Genomic DNA, 17,967 nt, shown 5'->3' on the forward strand with positions numbered 1-17,967 from the left:
GGACTTCCAACTCAAGCCTTGCTGCCGCGCCTCCGCAGCAGCAAGCCCCACATCGCCAGGCTGAACAGCATGCCGCCGGCCACCGTCAGCGCCAGCGGCGTTGCGCTGGCCCGCACGCTGTGGCCGACGATCATGCCGGCACCGGCCCCCAGCCCCATCTGGGCGAAGCCCATCATCGAAGCCGCTGCACCTGCCATCTTCGGATAACCGGCCAGGGCCAGCGCGGTCGCATTCGGCAGCAGCAGGCCGACCGCCATGGTCACGCCCCACATCGGCCCCATCACCGCCGCGGGATGATGCACGCCGGCCAGTGCGAGCCCGGCCAGCAACAGCCCGCTGGCCGCGCCCAGATAGACACCGCTGCGGATCAGCCAGTCCGCCCCCAGCCGCCGGGTCAGGCGCGCCGACAGCACGCTGCCGACGATGAAGCCGGTCACATTGACGCCGAATGCAAAGCCCATCTGCTGCGGCGACATGCCGTACATCTCGATGTAGACGAAGGGCGAACCTGAAATGAAGGCAAACAGCGAAGCGAAAGCGCCGCAGCCGGTCAGCAACGCCCCACGATAAGTACGGTCGGCCAGCAGTACGCCGTAGTTCGACAGCATGCGCGAGGGGCGGATCGCATGCGGGTCAGGGTGGCGGTTGGTCTCCTTCAGCACTGCCCACACCATGAAGCCGAGCGCCAGCCCGTACAGGGTCAACACGACGAAAGTGGAACGCCAGCCGAAACCGGCACTGAGCCAGCCGCCGAAGATGGGCGCGATCAACGGCGCGAGTGCCGTCGCCGTCAACACATGCGACAGCACCCGCGCCGCCTCGTGCGGGCCATAGACGTCGCGCACCACCGCCCGCCCGAGCACCGGGCCGACGCAGGCGCCAAAAGCCTGTACCAACCGCGCCAGGATCAAGGTGTCGATCGTCGGCGCCAGCGCACAGGCAGCCGACGACAGCACGAACAGCACCGCGCCCCACAGCATCACCGGCCGCCGGCCGAAGCGGTCCGACAGCGGTCCGATCAGCAACTGCCCCAGGCCGAAGCCCAGCAGGTACACCGACAGCGTCAGTTGGGCGCCCGCGGTGTCGGTGCCGAGCGCACGCGCAATCGCCGGCAGGGCCGGCAGGTAGAAGTCGGTGGACAAGGGGCCGATCGAAGTCAGCGCAACGATCAGGACGGCAAGCAGGACACTGTGTTGTACGGGCATCGAGACACCAAAAATGAAAGCGCCGACCCGCAGGCCGGCGCTTTCCGAATTATACGGACGGCACTGCCGTCCGCCCAGCCCGCTGTCGTCAGGCCGCTTTCGCCTTGAACACCTGGCGATAGCGGTGCAGCAGCGGTTCGGTATAACCGCTGGGCTGGGCGCAGCCTTCGAAGATCAACGCGCGCGCAGCCTCGTAGGCGATCGAGTCGTTGACGTTCGGCGCCATCGGACGGTAGGCCGGATCGCCCGCATTCTGGCCATCGACCACCGCGGCCATGCGGCGCAGCGTGGCATCGACCTGCTCGGCGCTGACGATGCCGTGGCGCATCCAGTTGGCGATGTGCTGGCTGGAGATGCGCAGCGTGGCGCGGTCTTCCATCAGGCCGACGTTGTTGATGTCCGGCACCTTGGAGCAGCCCACGCCCTGCTCCACCCAGCGCACCACGTAGCCGAGGATGCCCTGGCAGTTGTTGTCCAGTTCCTGCTGGCGTTCCTCGGCGCTCCAGTCGGCCTTGGCGGCGACCGGCACGGTCAGCAGGCCGGTCAGCAGCGCAGCGCGTTCGGCGGCGAGGTCGATCTTCTCCATCTCCTGCTGGATCGCGGCGACGTCAACCTGGTGGTAGTGCAGCGCATGCAGGGTCGCACCGGTCGGCGACGGCACCCAGGCGGTATTGGCGCCGGCCTTCGGGTGGGCGATCTTCTGTTCCAGCATCGCCGCCATCAGGTCGGGCATGGCCCACATGCCCTTGCCGATCTGGGCCTTGCCGCGCAGTCCGGCGGTCAGGCCGACCAGCACGTTGTTGCGCTCATAGGCCTGGATCCAGGTGCTGGTCTTCATGTCGCCCTTGCGGATCATCGGGCCGGCTTCCATCGCGGTGTGCATCTCGTCGCCGGTGCGGTCGAGGAAGCCGGTGTTGATGAAGGCGACGCGGCTCTTGGCGGCGGCGATGCAGGCCATCAGGTTGACCGAGGTGCGGCGCTCCTCGTCCATGATGCCCATCTTCATGGTGTGGCGCGGCAGGCCGTAGAGGTCTTCGATACGGCTGAACAGTTCGTCGGCGAAGGCGACTTCGGCCGGGCCGTGCATCTTAGGCTTGACGATGTACATGCTGCCGGTGCGCGAGTTGCCCTTGCGCTTGAGGTCGTGCAGCGAGATCAGCGTGGTGACGACACCGTCCAGGATGCCTTCGGGAATCTCGTGGCCTTCGCCGTCGATGATCGCCGGATTGGTCATCAGGTGGCCGACGTTGCGGATGAACAGCAGCGAGCGGCCGTGCAGGCGCAGGCTGCCGCCGGCCGCGGCGGTGTATTCGCGGTCGGCGTTGAGGCGGCGGGTGATGGTCTTGTCGCCCTTCTGCACTTCCTCGGTCAGCGTGCCCTGCATCAGGCCCAGCCAGTTGCGATAGACGACGACCTTGTCGTCAGCATCGACCGCGGCAATGGAATCTTCACAGTCCATGATGGTGGACACCGCGGCTTCCATGACCAGGTCGTTGATGCCGGCGGCATCGGTCTTGCCGATCGCGCCCTTGCGGTCGATCTGGACGTCGATGTGCAGGCCGTTGTTCTTCAGCAGCACCGAACTCGGTGCGGCGGCGTCACCCTGGTAGCCGAGGAACTTCTCCGGCTGCTGCAGGCCGACGGTGGAACCGTTCTTCAGCGTGACGGCGAGCTTGCCATCGACCACGGCGTAGGCGGTCGAATCGGCGTGCGAGCCACTGGCCAGCGGCGCGGCCTGGTTGAGCACGTTGCGGGCGAAGGCGATCACCCTGGCGCCGCGCACCGGGTTGTAGCCCTTGGTGATCTCGGCGCCGTCGGCCTGCGGGATCGCATCGGTGCCATACAGCGCGTCGTACAGCGAGCCCCAGCGGGCATTGGCGGCGTTCAGCGCGTAGCGGGCGTTCATGACCGGCACCACCAGCTGCGGGCCGGCCTGCGACGACAGCTCGCTATCGACGTTGGGTGTATCGACCTTGACGCCGCTCGGCTGCGGCAGCAGGTAGCCGATCGATTCGAGGAAGGCGCGATAAGCGGCCATGTCGGTGACCGGACCGGGGTTGGCACGATGCCAGTTGTCCAGCTCGGTCTGCAGGCGGTCGCGCTCGGCGAGCAGTGCGCGGTTCTTCGGAGCGAGGTCGTGTACCAGCGCATCGAAGCCTTTCCAGAAGGCGGCTACATCCACGCCGGTACCCGGCAGGGCTTCTTCTTCGATGAAACGCTTCAGATTCGCGGCCACCTGCAGGCGATGGCAGTTCACTCTCTCGGTCATGTTGTACGCACTCTCTGGCATGATTCATGGGAACCCGGGCGCAGCACTCATGCAACGCGGGCGACCGCGAGGATGCGACCGATTGACGCTCCGGTCAAGGCCAAAGCGCAAAAGTCCTATATAAGACCTGTGATATACCTGCCCGACCCGCCCGGTGGCAGGAAGTGATGCGCCTCGGCGGCGCGCAGGCTGACTCGCCCTGGAACACGGCAGCACGATGCGTGGCTGCGAGGTCTGCCTGAACGCCTGACGACCATCCCCGCCCCGCCCTAATCAGACAGCAGTTCGAAAGACGTCCGCCCGAGCACCTGGCCGTTGACCAGAATCTCCATTGCATGATGGCCCGGATAGTGAACCCGGGTCGTGAAGTTTGCGATGGACTGGCGCTTGCGGACCCGCTCGACGGCATTCCCGGCCAATTCCAGGAACTTCAGCTTGAAGACCTTGGGCGCGACGCTTCCTGATTTCTTCACGTAATGGATTGCGTAATCGATCACGAGGCGCTGCGCCTCGTTCGTCGTCGAGGACAGCACGAACTCCAGCTCGATCGATTGCCCCAGCCTGATAACCGGCGGTGAGACACCCAAGTCCGTGAGCTTTACCAGTGGCGCACCACCTGCGCCGATCACTGCAAGGGCACGGGGCTCCCCTTTCTTGATCAGACTCCGCAGCGCGTGCCTTGCGATCCATGCGGTGCCGGCATTGCCAAGCGGCCAGCGCTCGATGCGGTCCAGGACCCAAGCGGGATTGTCCTTGGCAATGTCGTTCAGATTGTTGGCAACCGACCGCCGAACGTAGAGGCTTGGATCGTCCTTGAGGGCATCGAGGATCGGCACGAGCGGTGACGGATCGAGCATCAGCGGCTTGATCCGGAACGACCACGGCAAGCGCGGCCGGCTGCCTTCGCTGGCCAGGCGGCGCACATGCTCGTTGTCATCGCGAGCCCACGCCTCCATGACCTTGAGCGTACGCGGGAGATCGCGCCGCAGAAAGTGGCGCACCGCAAACTCCGAGCTTCCGAAGCGCGTGAAAAACCTGAGCGCGTCCATCGACGTGTCGAAATCGTCCGTTCCATAAAACGCGACGTATTCGGGCAGAACCAGGGTGATGAACCTGTTGTTCAGACGCGGTGCCAGCTCGCGTAGCTTTGCGACATTCGAACGGAAATCTCCGGGCAGTGCTACATGCAGGCCTTCTGCCACGCGCTTCACACGGGCCATCAGGGAGAGTTGATCGAGGTCGCCGAAGCAGGCAAGGAAAGATTGCCGGTCGAATGCCGAAGAAACCTGCCCGGCCTCGTCCGCGAAGTGCTGAATGCACTGTTCGTCGAATATTTCCTTCAACGCCGGCGCTGCGTCTGCTGCCTGTCCGACCATTTGCATCCCTCATCGAATAACGAAACACATGGGGCACTTTCACACCGTCAGGACTCCTGGTCTGTTCCCGCGGCATCAGGAAGGCCAAGCATGTGGAAGCAGTCGATCAATCTTCCGCACGGGACAGGGACCGAATCACCGCGTTGACGCGAGAAGGCTCGGTGATCTCCGTCCATTGCAGATGAGAAAACCCGGGATCGTCACGAAGCGCCGAGAATTTGATTCTGTTCCTGGAGAAGGTCGTGAATGACCAAAGCAATACCGATTCCCTGGACAGGAAGGCCATGCGCAGTGACTCACGATTGCCGTTGAACAGCTCCGTGCGCCTGATGCCACGGCTTAGCGTGCGCCAGAACACCCGTGAGAACACTGTAGCGCGGCCGAAGTTGAGCCAGACGACGTGCGTGGCACGCGACCACAACAGTTCACGTACTGCGCTGTAGTTTCCGTCGGCCACCCAACGCTCACCCGCGGTGGCCTCACACACGGCGCGCCTGAACTCTTCAGGCGGCACGGCAACCCAGTCCGGCCCCCAATAGAGCCGATCGAGCTCGATGCATGGGCAGTTCCTGGCCTTCGACAAGGCATTGGCGAAGGCGGTCTTCCCCGATCCGCTTGTGCCGACAACGATGAAGCGCATGTTTCCCGGAACTCGGTGATCAAACCATGAGGCGTGCTTTTGAGGGCTCTTCGCATAGAGCGGTCAGGACAGGCAGCGTCCGGAACGCTTGCACAGCCTCAACGAAAAACGGCGGCACGAAACGTACCGCCGTCCGGGATACCGATGAGCCTGGCTTTCGCCGCAAGCTGCCGGCCCATCGGCAGATTCTGGAGCCCCCTCAAACAGGCATGTTCATGATGTCCTGGTACGCGGTGACCAACCGGTTGCGCACCTGCACCATCTGCTGGAAGGACAGGTTGGCCTTCTGCAGGTTGACCATCACGTCCTGGAGATTGACGTTGGGGTCGCCGGCGGAAAATTCCTGCGCCATCTGGCGCGCTTCGGACTGGGCCGCGCTGACGTCCTTGAGGGCGTTGTCGAGCACGTCGGCGAAGTTGGCGCCGCCCGCCACGGGCCCAGCCGGCTCCACAGGCTTGTTCTGTGCAGCCTGCGATACCGAGCGCAGTTCGCTCAACATCTGGTCGATTCCACGGGTGTCCATGTTCGCTCTCCGGTCCAGGTCTCCGGCCTTGTGATCTGTCTGCCGATCTTCGGTTCCCCGGCCTGTGTCGCTCTGTGTGTTGCTGTTCGACGTCAGTCTAGCAGAGCAAAGCCCGTGCCACCGCCGTCGAGTCCGCCCGCCGACTAGACGTCGTAGCCTTCGTCGCGATACTGCTGCAGCTTGTAACGCAAGGTTCGTTCCGAAATCCCCAGCTTTTCGACGGTTTTCTTGCGCGATCCGCCCAGTTCGCGCAGCGTGCCGAGGATGTGCTCGCGTTCGAGATCCTTCATGTTCGCCGGGCGGGTGGCCTGGGCTGCTGCGGCGACGGCCTCGTCGGTCTGCAGTGGCAACGGCTGGCTGGCGGCAAACATTGCCGCAGGCGCGGCAGGCGCCTTGCTGCTTGCTGCGGCAAAATCTGCCGACGGTGCAGGCTGCGCCGTCGGCACGGCGACACCGTCCCAATGCGGCAGACACAGGCGCAGCGTCTCGGCGCCGACGGTGTCACCGGGCGTCAGGATCAGCGCGCGCTGCAGGGTGTTCTCCAGTTCCCGCACGTTGCCCGGCCAGCCGTAGCTGGGCAGCAGGTTCTCGGCCTCGGCCGCCAGGCGGGCCTGGCGCTTGAGCCGGGCGGCGTGCTGGGCGAGGAAATGGCGTGCCAGCGGCACGATGTCGCCCGGCCGTTCGCGCAGCGCCGGGATCGCGATCGGGAAGACGTTGAGCCGGTAGAACAAATCCTCGCGGAAACGGCCCGCGGCGATCTCCTGCTGCATGTCGCGGTTGCTGGTGGCCAACACCCGGATGTCTAGCGCCACCGGCTTCTTGCCGCCGACGCGCTCGACCTCGCGTTCCTGCAGCACGCGCAGCAGCTTGGCCTGCAGGCCGAGCGGCATTTCGGAAATCTCGTCGAGCAGGATGGTGCCGCCCTGGGCCTGTTCGAACTTGCCCGGCTGCGCCGTCTGCGCACCGGTGAACGCGCCCTTCTCGTAGCCGAACAGCGTGGCTTCGAGCAGGTTCTCGGGGATCGCCGCGCAGTTGATGGCGATGAAGGGCCCGCTGCATCGCGGCGAATGACTGTGGATGTAGCGCGCGAAGACTTCCTTGCCGGTGCCGGATTCGCCGGACAGCAGCACCGTGGCGTCGGTCTCGGCCACGCGCCCGGCCAGTGCCAGCAGCTTGCAGGTATGGGGGTCTTCGGCGACGGTGTCCTCGGCGGCCGGCGGCAGCGCCGCGTAGCGCCGCACGTTCTCCAGCAATACTTCGGGCTCGAAGGGCTTCATCAGGAAGTCGCAGGCGCCGCCGCGCATCGCCGCCACCGCCTTGTCGACATCGCCGTAGGCGGTCATCAGCAGCACCGGCAGCTGCGGCTGGCGCAGGCGGATCTCGTGCAGCAGTTCGAGCCCGTCCATCGGCTGCATGCGCAGGTCGCTGACGACGAGGTTGAAGCGCTGGCGTTCGAGTTCGTCCAGCGCCGCCGGTCCGCCATCGACGCCGGTGACGCCGTGATGGGCCATCTCCAGCGTGAAGCACACGGCATCGCGCAGCGCGGCGTCGTCCTCGACGACGAGAATGTTCAATTGTTCGATCATGGCGGTGACGGCGATGAAGTCGGCTCTGCCGGCATCTCGAGCGACATCGGCAGGCTGAGGGTGAAGGTGGAGCCCTGGCCGGGCGCTGAACGCAGCAGGATGTCGCCGCCATGGCCACGCGCCACGCCGCGCGCAATGGCGAGGCCCAGGCCGGTACCTTCGGCACGCGTGGTGAAGAAGGGCTCGAACAGGCGCTCCTGCAATTCGGCTGGAATGCCCTTGCCCTGGTCGCTGACGGTGAAACGCACCGCGGCCACGCCCAGGCCGCTGTCGGCAGCCGGCACACTGGCGACCTCGAAGCGCACGCAGCCACCTTCCTCGCTGGCCTGGATGGCGTTCTCTAGCAGGTTCGTCAGCGCGCCGCCCAGCGCCTTGCGGTCGCCGAGGAGTTCGGTGTCGCCACAGCCGCAGTGCGCGTCGAACTCGACCTGCTTCGCCTTCGCCAGCGGCTCCAGCGTATGGGTCAGCTCTGCTGCCAGTTCGCAGACATGGAAGCGCTGCCGCCCGAGGCTGTCGCCACGGGCGAACAGCAGCATGTCGCGTATCAGCCGCTCCAGGTAGCGCAGGCGCTCCAGCGCACGGTCGGCGACGCGGCTGCGCTGCGCCGCATCGAGTTCGGGCTGGCGCAGGTTACCGGTGTATAGCAATGCCGCGGCCAGCGGCGTGCGCAACTGGTGCGCGAGGCCGGCGACCATCTCGCCCATCGCCGCGAGCCGTTCGTTGCGCTCGGAAGCCAGGCGCATGCGATGGGTTTCGGTGATGTCGTGCAGCAGCACGATGCGCTCGTCGCCTGACTCCAGCGCGGATTCGGACAGCGACAAGCGCCGCGGCTCGTCTGCGCTGCTGCCCTCGTCCGGCGCCGAGAGAGTGAACTCGCCCGGCGTTTCGGTGACTTGCAGGCGTGCCCACGCAACACGCCAGGCGGTGCCGACGAGCGCACCGCCGAACAGCGCCTCGGCCGCCCGGTTCACCTGGACGACGAGGCCCGCCCGATCGACGACGACGACCGCCGCCGGCAGCGCGCCCATCAGTACCGACAAACGCTCGGTAAGCTGCCCGACCTGCGCCTGCAGCGCGTTGTAGGCGGTTGACAACTCCTCGGAAGCACGGTTGAACAGCGCAAAGGCTTCCGCCAGCTGCGCGGCATCGAGCGGCGCTGCCGATGATTCAGGGGAAGGATGGCTGAGTTCCGTATTCACGCCCTGCACTCTAGTCATGGTGGGCGCTATCTTAGCCGGCAAACAGGCGGCAAAAAATGCCGCTATTTGCAGGACCGTCCTTGCCAGGGCCGCGTGACAATGCCCTCATCCGAAAAAGTGGACCGCCATCATGGCCGCTGCAGAGAACACCGCCGAGATGCCCATTGGAGGCATACCTGCCGGGGGAACGCCCGTCGGCAACGAACCCGCCGCCGAGCCCACTCGCCTGCAGCAGGCGCTGCAGAACATCAAGGCGCTGACGCAACAGCAGAAGATCGCCGCCGCTGCCGCGGTCGCGCTGACGGTTGCGCTGATCGCAACCCTGCTGATGTGGAACCGCCCGCCCGACTACGCGGTGCTGTATTCCAACCTGGACGAGCGCGACGGCGGCCAGGTCATCGCCACGCTGCAGCAGCAGAACGTGCCCTACCGGATGTCGTCCACCGGCAATGCGATCCTGGTGCCAAGCGCGCAGGTCCACGAAACCCGCCTGCGCCTGGCCGCGGCCGGCCTGCCCAAGGGCGGGCTGGCCGGCTTCGAGCTGATGGACGGCCAGAAGCTGGGCATCTCGCAGTTCAACGAGCAGATCAACTACCAGCGCGCGCTCGAAGGCGAGCTGTCGCGGACCGTGCAGTCGATCTCGGCGGTCGACAGCGCCCGGGTACACCTGGCGATGCCCAAGCAGACGGCCTTCCTGCGCGACGACCAGAAACCGACCGCGTCGGTCATGGTCAATCTGCGCCCCGGCCGCATCCTGGACGAGAACCAGGTCGCCGGCATCGTGCATCTGGTGTCGTCCAGCGTGCCGCGCATGACCGCCGAAGGCGTCAAGATCATCGACCAGAGCGGCAAGCTGCTGACCGAACAGTCCGACCCGCTGATGCGCGCCGGGCTCAACGCCAATCAGCTGCAGTACGTGCGGATGGTCGAGGAAGGCCTGATCGAGCGCATCGAGAACATCCTGGTACCGCTGTTCGGCAAGGACAATTTCCGCGCCCAGGTCACCGCCGACGTCGACTTCAACCAGGTCGAGCAGACTGCCGAGACCTACAAGCCCAACCCCTCGCCCGACCAGGCCATCCGCAGCCAGCAGACCACCGAGATCATCAACCCGCTGCATGGGCCGCAAGGCATTCCCGGCGCGCTCACCAACCAGCCGCCGGTGCCGGCCACCGCGCCGCTGAGCACGCCGCCGGTCCCTCCCGGCCAGCAGGGTGCGCAGGGTGTGATCAGCAGCAACCGCAGCGCGGTGCTCAACTACGAAGTCGACCGCAGCATCCAGCACGTCAAGCAGGCCGTCGGCCAGATCAAGCGCCTGTCTGTCGCCGTGGTGGTCAACAACCGCAGCGTTCCCGGCCCGGAAGGCAAGCCGACCCGGGTGCCGCTGAGCGACGAGGAAATAGCCCGCATCACCAACGTCGTGCGCGACGCCGTCGGCTACAACGCCGACCGGGGCGACTCGATCAACGTCGCCAACAACGCCTTTGCCCGCGATACCGGCGACGCTACGCTGCCGCTGTGGAAGGATCCCGAAATCGTCGAGCTCGGCCGCGAAGGCCTGAACTGGCTGCTTATCCTGATCGCGATCCTGTTCGCCTATTTCGGCGTGCTGCGGCCGCTGCTGCGCACCGTGATCCCGCCGAAGGAAAAACCCGCCAAGGATGCCCAGGCCGAAGCGGACCAGGATGGCGAAGCCGGCGAGGAGGACGAGGACGGCGTGATCGTGTCGCTGTCGGGCGAAGGCGAAGCCGACAGCTACGAAAGCCGCCTCGCCCAGGCCCGCAAGCTGGCGCATGATGATCCCAAGACCGTCGCCAACCTGCTCAAGGAATGGCTCGGCGTGGCCGAGGAGGGTCGCAAGTGACGACACCCGAAGAAGGGCTGGAGAAATCCGCCCTGCTGTTGATGACGCTCGGTGCCGACGAAGCGGCCGAAGTGCTGAAACATCTCGGCCCGCGCGAAGTACAGCGCCTCAGCATGAAGATGGCGAGCATGCCGCCGCAGTCGCGCAGCAAGGTCGAACCGCTGCTGGACGAGATGATCGAGCATTTCGCCAAGGGCGCATTGATCGAATCCGACGAGGAGCAGCTGCGCCTGATGCTGACCAAGGCGCTGGGCGACGAACGCGCCAGCCACCTGCTCTCGCGCATGGTCCGGGGCTCGGACACCGCCGGCATCGAAAGCCTGAAGTGGATGGACGCCGGCACGGCCGCCGACCTGATCAAGAACGAACACCCGCAGATCATCGCCACCATCCTGGTCCACCTCGAATTCGACCAGGCCGGCGAGATTCTCAAGCATTTCACCGATCGCCTGCGCAACGACGTGGTGCTGCGCATCGCCACCCTCGACGGCGTGCAACCCGCCGCGCTGCGCGAACTCAACGATTCGCTGACGCGCATGCTGGCCGGCGCGTCGACGGTGAAGAAGGCATCGATGGGCGGCGTGCGCCACGCCGCGGAAATCCTCAACTTCGTCGGCTCGACGCACGAAACCGCCATCATCGACAACGTCCGCGACTACGATCCGGAGCTGGCGCAGAAGATCCTCGACGAGATGTTCGTGTTCGAGAACCTGCTCGACATCGACGACCGCGGCATCCAGACCATCCTGCGCGAAGTCCAGTCCGATTCGCTGATCATCGCCCTCAAGGGCGCACAGCCGGAACTGCGCGAGAAGATCTTCAAGAACATGTCGAGCCGTGCGGCCGAGATGCTGCGCGAGGATCTCGAAGCCCGCGGCCCGGTCCGCCTGTCCGAAGTCGAGGCCGAGCAGAAGGAAATCCTCAAGATCGTCCGCCGCCTGGCGGAGGAAGGCCAGGTCATGATGGCGGGCAAGGGAGGCGACGATGGCTTCGTCTAAGCGCCAGTCCCTCCCGATACGGCCGAGGAGCGCTTCGTGAGCATTTCCCGCCACCAGGCGGTGGGCGCCTACCGGCGCTGGACGCCTGAGGATTTCGACGCGCCGGAGGAACTTTCGCCGCCACAGGAGGCGGAGCTCGCGCCGGCTGCCGCAATCGAATCCGGGCCCCTGCCCGACACGCCTGAGCCGGACTATGAGCTGCCGCCCGATCTGAAGCTGCCCACGGCGGAAGAAATCGAGCGCATGCAGGAAGATATCCGCAATGCCGCGCGCGAGGAAGGATGGCGCGAAGGCCATGATGCCGGGCTGGCAGCCGGCATGGCCGAAGGGGAACGCAAGGGCCATGAGGAAGCCAAGGCAAGAACCGAAGCCGAAGCCGCGCGCGTGCTGGCACTGGCCGACCAGCTCGAGCAATCGCTGGCGAGCATCGACCGCGAAGTCGCCGAGGAACTGATGGCGCTCGCCATCGAACTCGCCCGGCAGATGGTCCACAGCACCCTGCATCTCCACCCCGAAACCGTGCTCGACACCATCCGCACAGCCCTGCAGCAACTGCCGCAGGGCAACGCGCAGATCCGGCTGCATCCGGACGATCTCGCCCTGGTGCGTGAAAACCTGGGCGATCAGCTCGCCCAGGCCGGACACCGGTTGCAGGAGGATTTCGACCTGCAGCGCGGCGAATGCCGCATCGACACCCAGGGCGCGCAGCTCGACGCCACGCTGGAGACCCGCTGGCGGCGCGTGCTCGAATCGCTCGGGCGCGACCACATGCGCTTCTCCCCCGCCGATGCAGATCAGCGGCCGGCAAGCTCTGCCACATGAAGCACGGCAGCGACCTGTGGTGCGATTTCCTCGCCGACGGACGCCGGCTGGTGAGGGACACCAGCGCCTTCGAAGTCTCGGGCCGGCTGACCCGCATCAACGGCCTCGTCATGGAAGCCGCCGGCCTCAAGCTGCCACTCGGCTCCGGCTGCCGGATCCTGATCCCGGGCGGCGGCTCGGTCGAAGCCGAAGTCGTCGGCTTCAGCGGTGAAAAGCTGTTCATGATGCCGACCGACGACGTCTTCGGCCTGGCCCCCGGCGCCCGCGTGCTGCCAATGGAAGTGGGCGTGCCGCGGCTGGTGCCGGGCAAGCGCATCGGCCCTCGCCGCCGCGCCGCCGACCGCGCCAAGCACCTGCCGGTGGGCGACGCCCTGCTCGGCCGTGTCGTCGACGGCGCCGGCCGGCCGCTCGACGGTGCCGGCCCGCTGGCCACGCAGGAAACCCGCTCGCTCCAGGGACGAGCGATCAACCCGCTGTCGCGCGCACCAATCCAGCAGCCGCTCGACGTCGGCATCCGCGCCATCAACGCCCTGCTGACCGTCGGCCGCGGCCAGCGCCTGGGCCTGTTCGCCGGCTCCGGTGTCGGCAAATCGGTGCTGATCGGCATGATGGCGCGCTACACCGCGGCGGACGTCATCGTCGTCGGCCTGATCGGCGAACGGGGCCGCGAGGTGAAGGAATTCATCGACCAGAGCCTCGGCCCGGAAGGCCTTGCACGCTCGGTGGTGGTCGCTGCGCCGGCCGACACAAGCCCGCTGATGCGGATGCAGGGCGCAGCCTATGCGACCACGGTGGCGGAATATTTCCGCGACCAGGGCAAGCAGGTGCTGCTGATCATGGATTCGCTGACGCGCTACGCGATGGCGCAACGCGAGATCGCCCTGGCGATCGGCGAACCGCCCGTCACCCGCGGCTACCCGCCGAGCGTGTTCGCCCGCCTGCCGGCACTGGTCGAACGCGCCGGCAACGGCCCCGAAGGCGGAGGCTCGATCACCGCCTTCTACACCGTGCTGGCCGAGGGCGACGACCAGCAGGACCCCATCGCCGACTCCGCCCGCGCCATCCTGGACGGCCACTTCGTGCTGTCGCGCAGCCTCGCCGACCAGGGCCACTACCCTGCGATCGACATCGAGCAGTCGATCTCGCGCGCAATGCACGGCCTGGTCGGCGAAGATCATTTCGCCGTCGTGCGCCAGTTCAAGCAGTTCTTCTCGCGCTACCAGCGCTCGCGCGACCTGATCGCGGTCGGCGCCTACCAGCCAGGCGGCGACCCGGTGCTGGATTCGGCCGTACAGCTCTATCCCAGGCTCGAAGCCTTCCTGCAGCAAGGCATCCACGAGCGCGAAGCCTACGACGGCGCCCTGCAGAAGCTGGCGCGGGTATTTTCCGCCTGAACGTGATATTTCGCACAGACATCAGCCAGGAACGGCGAACGCCCACGGCATATGACGGCTAGAATTCTGGCGCCCTCTCCCCGCCTTCGGGGCGCGCAAACGACGCGATGCCACCCTCATGAGCCCCCGCTTCCATCTCCAGCCCCTGCTCGACCTCGCCCAGACCCGCACCGACGAAGCCGCCCGTCACCTGGGCGAGCTGCTGGCTGCCGAACGGGGCGTGGCACAGAAGCTGCAGATGCTCGAGGACTACCGGCGTGAATACAACGACCGCTTCGTCGAAGCCGCGCGCGAAGGCCTCAGCCCGGATGCCTGGCGCAACTATGGCGCTTTCATCGCCCGCCTGGACGAGGCGATCCTCGCCCAGCGCAAGCTGGTGGAACAGTCGCACCAGTTGACGGCGCAGGGCCAGCAGCATTGGCTCGACCAGCGCAACAAGCTCAAGGCCTTCGACACCCTCTCACAACGCCACCAGGCGGGCCTGGCCCGTGTCGAAGCCCGCCAGGAGCAGAAGATGGCCGACGAGCATGCCGCTCGTCTCGGCCGGGCCCATCGCGGCGTCAACGGCGACACCACCGACTGAAAGCCGGATGATTCGCCGAACGGCTTGCAAGCGCTGCGGCAACCGTTTCCCAGCGGCATGGCATGCCTCTTGCGTATAGAGCCCTGCTCATACCGTTCCAGAGGCTCCCGATCATGCCCGCAACCGTTCCGTCCTCCAGCCTGGCTCAGAGCCTGCAAGGCAAGCCCGCCCAAAAGTGGTCCGATCAGACAGCACTTGCCGGGCTCATCAGCCCCGGCAACCAGCAACCCCCTTCCTTCTCCCGTACGCTGCAGAATCAGTTGCGCGACTCGTCTGCCCAATCCGCCCAGTCCGCGCAGCCAAGCCCTGCGCAGGCGCGCACGACGCGCGAGAGCGAACGCAGCCCGCAACGCGACGCCACACGCGAACCGGAACGCCCCGGCACGCAGGCAGCCGGCCCGGCGGCCGAATCCCGCAGCAGCGAGGGCACTGCACGGCCGGACGATGCCGCCAGGGGAAGCGAGTCCCCGGGAGAGCACGCCGCCGCCTCGCGGCATGAGCAGGCGGCGGCGGTCGAGGCACCGGCAGAGACGCCTGCCGATGCGGCCGGGATTGCCGGCCTGCCGGCAGCGATTGCCGCTCTGCAGACCGGCAAGGCAAACGACGATACGGCCAGCACGGAACCCGCCGCAGATGACAACGCCGGCAAAGGACTTCAGAATGCCGGCCTGTTGTCGAAAGGTGACTCAAAGTTGGCAGACCCCGGCACGCAGGCCAACCAGGCTTCACAGGGACGATTGCCGGTCGCAGCCTTCATCGCCGACAAGGCGGCAACCGCTGCGCAGCCTCTGAAACCCGGCGGCGAGGACATCACGGTCCAGCAGCCTGCCGGCACCGGCGGGCATCATGGCGCCAACCTGCTCGGCGTACTGCGTCACACTCCGGCGCCGACTCCGCAACTGCCCGTCCAGACGCCGGTAAACCGGCAGGCCTGGGCCGAAGACGTCGGCGACCAGGTACGCTGGATGATCGGACGTGCCGAAAGCAAGGCCGAACTCGTGCTGACGCCGCCCAACATCGGCAAGCTCGAGGTGTCGATCTCGCTCAGCGGCGACCAGACCACGGCGCAGTTCGTCGCGTCGAGTCAGGCCGCACGTGATGCACTCGAGCAGGCGCTGCCCCGCTTGAGGGAGATACTGCAGCAGTCCGGCATCAGCCTGGGCCAGGCGGATGTCAGCACCTCCGAGGACCGTAGCGCGGGAAGCGGCGGACACGACAGCGGTGGCCAGGGACGGCACACCGGCGGCAGCGGAGCGACCGCGGAGTCGATCGGCAACGGCAGCCAGCCCGCAGCGTGGCTGCAGCAACATGACGGACTGGTCGACACCTTCGTCTGAAGCACTTGAATTGGGGCCGCTCTGCCCCACTTTTCGGCGCTTCGCGGCGTGCGATCTTCCGCAATAATTCAGGCAAGGTATCAGGAGATTTGCATGGCCAAGGCGCCAACCAAACCGGAGGCAACCGCAGAAGCCGCTCCCAAGGGCAAGAGCAAGCTGCTCATGATCATCGTCATCGTGCTGCTGCTCGTGCTGATCATCGTCGCCGGCGGCGTCGGCGCACTGCTGTTGCTGAAGAACAAGGGCAGCAGCGACGAGAGCGCGGCAGCGGCGACCACGGTCACCCCGTCCGCCCCCCCGCCGGCACCGGTGGTGGACCTGTCCAAGCCGCCCACTTTCGTGCCGCTGGACCCTTTCACCGTCAACCTGCGCCGCGAAGAAGGCGATCACTACCTGCAGACCGTGATCGTGCTGCGCGTCGCAGACGCCAAGACCGGCGAGGGCCTCAAGGCCTTCATGCCGGAGATCCGCCACCGCATCAACCTGCTGCTGTCGAGCCGGCTGCCTTCCGAGCTGTTCAACACCGAAGGCCGAGAACTGCTGGCGACCAGCATCGTCGATGAGGCCAATGCCGCGCTCGGTTTCCCGGTACAGACCGACGCCCGAGGCCGCACGACTTCGACCGGCCCGATCCAGGCCGTGCTGTTCAACTCCTTCATCATCCAGTAGCGGACGCGACCGCCATGTCCTCGGATTTTCTCTCTCAGGAAGAAGTTGACGCCCTGCTGCGCGGCGTGACCGGAGAATCCGACGAGCCCGAAGCCGCGGAGGAATCGACCGAAGGCGTGCGGCCCTACAACCTGGGCACGCAGGAACGCATCGTGCGTGGGCGCATGCCCACGATGGAGCTGATCAACGAGCGCTTCGCGCGCTACCTGCGCATCGGCTTCTTCAACTACGTGCATCGCAACACCGAGGTTTCCGTCGGCCCGATCAAGGTACAGAAATACGCCGAGTTCGTGCGCAACCTGGTGGTGCCGACCAACCTCAACCTCGTCACGGCCAAGCCGATGCGCGGCACCGGGCTGGTGGTGTTCGACCCCAACCTGGTCTTCCTCGTCGTCGACAACATGTTCGGCGGCGACGGCCGCTTCCATACCCGCGTCGAAGGCCGCGACTTCACGCCGACCGAGCAGCGCATCATCCAGGGCATGCTCGAAGTCGTGTTCACCGAGTACGCCAAGGCCTGGGCGCCGGTGTTCAAGCTCGAATTCGAGTACGTGCGCTCGGAGATGAACTCGCAGTTCGCCAACATCGCCACGCCGTCCGAGATCGTCATCTCGACGACCTTCTCGCTGGAGATCGGCGGCGCCCAGGCCGAGATGCACGTCTGCTTCCCGTACTCGATGCTGGAGCCGATCCGCGACCTGCTGTATTCGACGATGCAGAGCGACCACATCACCTCGGACCGGCGCTGGATCAAGCTGCTGTCGCACCAGCTGCGCTCGGCCGACGTCGAGCTGTACTGCAATCTCGGCACCGCGCGCGTCACGCTGCGCGACATCGTCGACATGCGCGTGGGCGACGTGATCCCGCTGAACGTGCCCGAACTGCTGCAGGCCCAGATCGATGGCGTGCCGGTGTTCGAATGCAGGCAGGGAACCAAGAACGGGCAATACGCCATCCGGGTGGAGCGCTTCCTCGCGCAGGAAGAAGAACCTTCGCCCTTGCTAGCTGGAGGCCAGAATGGCTGACGACAACCAGATTACCGACGACGACTGGGCCGCCGCGATGCAGGAACAGGCCGTAACGGAGGCCGCCCAGACCGGCGACAGCGAGGCCGACCGCGTCGCCGCCGAACTCGCCGCCGCGGCGATGGCGGATTCTCCCTACCAGGCCCGCCCGGCCAGCCAGATCTTCGAGGATTTCGGCGCCGGCAGTCCCGGCAAGGGTTCGCTGAACGACTTCGACATGATCCTCGACATCCCGGTGCAGATCACCGTGGAACTGGGACGTACCAAGCTGACGATCCGCAACCTGCTGCAGCTCGCCCACGGCTCGGTGGTCGAGCTGGACGGCCTCGCCGGCGAACCGATGGACGTGCTGGTCAACGGCACCCTGATCGCGCAGGGCGAAGTCGTCGTCGTCAATGACAAGTTCGGCATCCGCCTGACGGACATCATCAGTCCGGCCGAACGCATGCGCAAGATCCGGCACTGAACGCCTCCCTA

General features: G+C 66.2%; 16 protein-coding genes. 9 read left to right on the plus strand and 7 right to left on the minus strand.

Features of this window, described 5'->3' with window-relative positions:
- Positions 1–11: 11 nt before the first annotated feature.
- The 7 genes from QM748_RS07670 to QM748_RS07700 all read right to left on the minus strand — a co-directional run bounded on the left by QM748_RS07670 (position 12) and on the right by QM748_RS07700 (position 8,816).
- The gene (locus tag QM748_RS07670) at positions 12–1,205 is read right to left on the minus strand and encodes a multidrug effflux MFS transporter (protein WP_415246411.1); all 1,194 of its coding nucleotides are present in this window, start codon (positions 1,203–1,205) and stop codon (positions 12–14) included.
- 88 nt (positions 1,206–1,293) lie between these two features.
- Positions 1,294–3,474 carry a malate synthase G gene (locus QM748_RS07675; RefSeq protein WP_415246412.1) on the minus strand — a complete coding sequence of 727 codons (2,181 nt, stop codon included), beginning with the start codon at positions 3,472–3,474 and terminating at the stop codon, positions 1,294–1,296.
- 269 nt (positions 3,475–3,743) lie between these two features.
- Positions 3,744–4,850: a DNA alkylation repair protein gene (locus QM748_RS07680; RefSeq protein WP_415246413.1), complete on the minus strand. Its 1,107-nt coding sequence runs from the start codon at positions 4,848–4,850 to the stop codon at positions 3,744–3,746.
- 106 nt (positions 4,851–4,956) lie between these two features.
- Positions 4,957–5,490, minus strand: coding sequence for a hypothetical protein (locus QM748_RS07685; protein WP_415246414.1), 534 nt, complete (start codon positions 5,488–5,490; stop codon positions 4,957–4,959).
- 199 nt (positions 5,491–5,689) lie between these two features.
- The gene (gene fliE / locus QM748_RS07690; protein WP_263460165.1) at positions 5,690–6,013 is read right to left on the minus strand and encodes a flagellar hook-basal body complex protein FliE; all 324 of its coding nucleotides are present in this window, start codon (positions 6,011–6,013) and stop codon (positions 5,690–5,692) included.
- Between the two features lie 143 nt (positions 6,014–6,156).
- The gene (locus QM748_RS07695; protein ID WP_415246415.1) at positions 6,157–7,599 is read right to left on the minus strand and encodes a sigma-54-dependent transcriptional regulator; all 1,443 of its coding nucleotides are present in this window, start codon (positions 7,597–7,599) and stop codon (positions 6,157–6,159) included.
- On the minus strand, positions 7,596–8,816 hold the full coding sequence (locus QM748_RS07700; protein WP_415246416.1) for a sensor histidine kinase: 1,221 nt from the start codon (positions 8,814–8,816) through the stop codon (positions 7,596–7,598). Before QM748_RS07700 ends, QM748_RS07695 begins: the two co-directional genes overlap by 4 nt.
- 112 nt (positions 8,817–8,928) lie before the next feature.
- Between QM748_RS07700 and fliF the strand changes: the two genes are divergently transcribed.
- The 9 genes from fliF (at position 8,929) to fliN (ending at position 17,956) form a co-directional block, all read left to right on the plus strand.
- A complete protein-coding gene (gene fliF / locus QM748_RS07705; RefSeq protein ID WP_415246417.1) occupies positions 8,929–10,662 on the plus strand; it encodes a flagellar basal-body MS-ring/collar protein FliF in 1,734 nt (577 codons plus the stop codon).
- The gene (gene fliG, locus QM748_RS07710; RefSeq protein ID WP_415246418.1) at positions 10,659–11,660 is read left to right on the plus strand and encodes a flagellar motor switch protein FliG; all 1,002 of its coding nucleotides are present in this window, start codon (positions 10,659–10,661) and stop codon (positions 11,658–11,660) included. Before fliF ends, fliG begins: the two co-directional genes overlap by 4 nt.
- A 36-nt stretch (positions 11,661–11,696) precedes the next feature.
- On the plus strand, positions 11,697–12,482 hold the full coding sequence (locus tag QM748_RS07715) for a flagellar assembly protein FliH (protein ID WP_415246419.1): 786 nt from the start codon (positions 11,697–11,699) through the stop codon (positions 12,480–12,482).
- Positions 12,479–13,876, plus strand: coding sequence for a flagellar protein export ATPase FliI (gene fliI, locus QM748_RS07720; RefSeq protein WP_415246420.1), 1,398 nt, complete (start codon positions 12,479–12,481; stop codon positions 13,874–13,876). Before QM748_RS07715 ends, fliI begins: the two co-directional genes overlap by 4 nt.
- 118 nt (positions 13,877–13,994) lie before the next feature.
- Positions 13,995–14,459: a flagellar export protein FliJ gene (gene fliJ / locus QM748_RS07725; RefSeq protein WP_415246421.1), complete on the plus strand. Its 465-nt coding sequence runs from the start codon at positions 13,995–13,997 to the stop codon at positions 14,457–14,459.
- Between the two features lie 113 nt (positions 14,460–14,572).
- Positions 14,573–15,796: a flagellar hook-length control protein FliK gene (locus QM748_RS07730; protein ID WP_415246422.1), complete on the plus strand. Its 1,224-nt coding sequence runs from the start codon at positions 14,573–14,575 to the stop codon at positions 15,794–15,796.
- Positions 15,797–15,889: 93 nt separating this feature from the next.
- The gene (gene fliL / locus QM748_RS07735; protein WP_415246423.1) at positions 15,890–16,465 is read left to right on the plus strand and encodes a flagellar basal body-associated protein FliL; all 576 of its coding nucleotides are present in this window, start codon (positions 15,890–15,892) and stop codon (positions 16,463–16,465) included.
- 14 nt (positions 16,466–16,479) lie between these two features.
- Positions 16,480–17,490 carry a flagellar motor switch protein FliM gene (fliM, locus tag QM748_RS07740; protein ID WP_415246424.1) on the plus strand — a complete coding sequence of 337 codons (1,011 nt, stop codon included), beginning with the start codon at positions 16,480–16,482 and terminating at the stop codon, positions 17,488–17,490.
- Entirely contained in the window at positions 17,483–17,956 is a 474-nt protein-coding gene (gene fliN / locus QM748_RS07745) for a flagellar motor switch protein FliN (protein WP_415246425.1), read from the plus strand. Before fliM ends, fliN begins: the two co-directional genes overlap by 8 nt.
- Positions 17,957–17,967 lie beyond the last annotated feature (11 nt).

This window comes from Thauera sp., from assembly GCF_047601425.1.
Taxonomy (GTDB): Bacteria; Pseudomonadota; Gammaproteobacteria; order Burkholderiales; family Rhodocyclaceae; genus Thauera.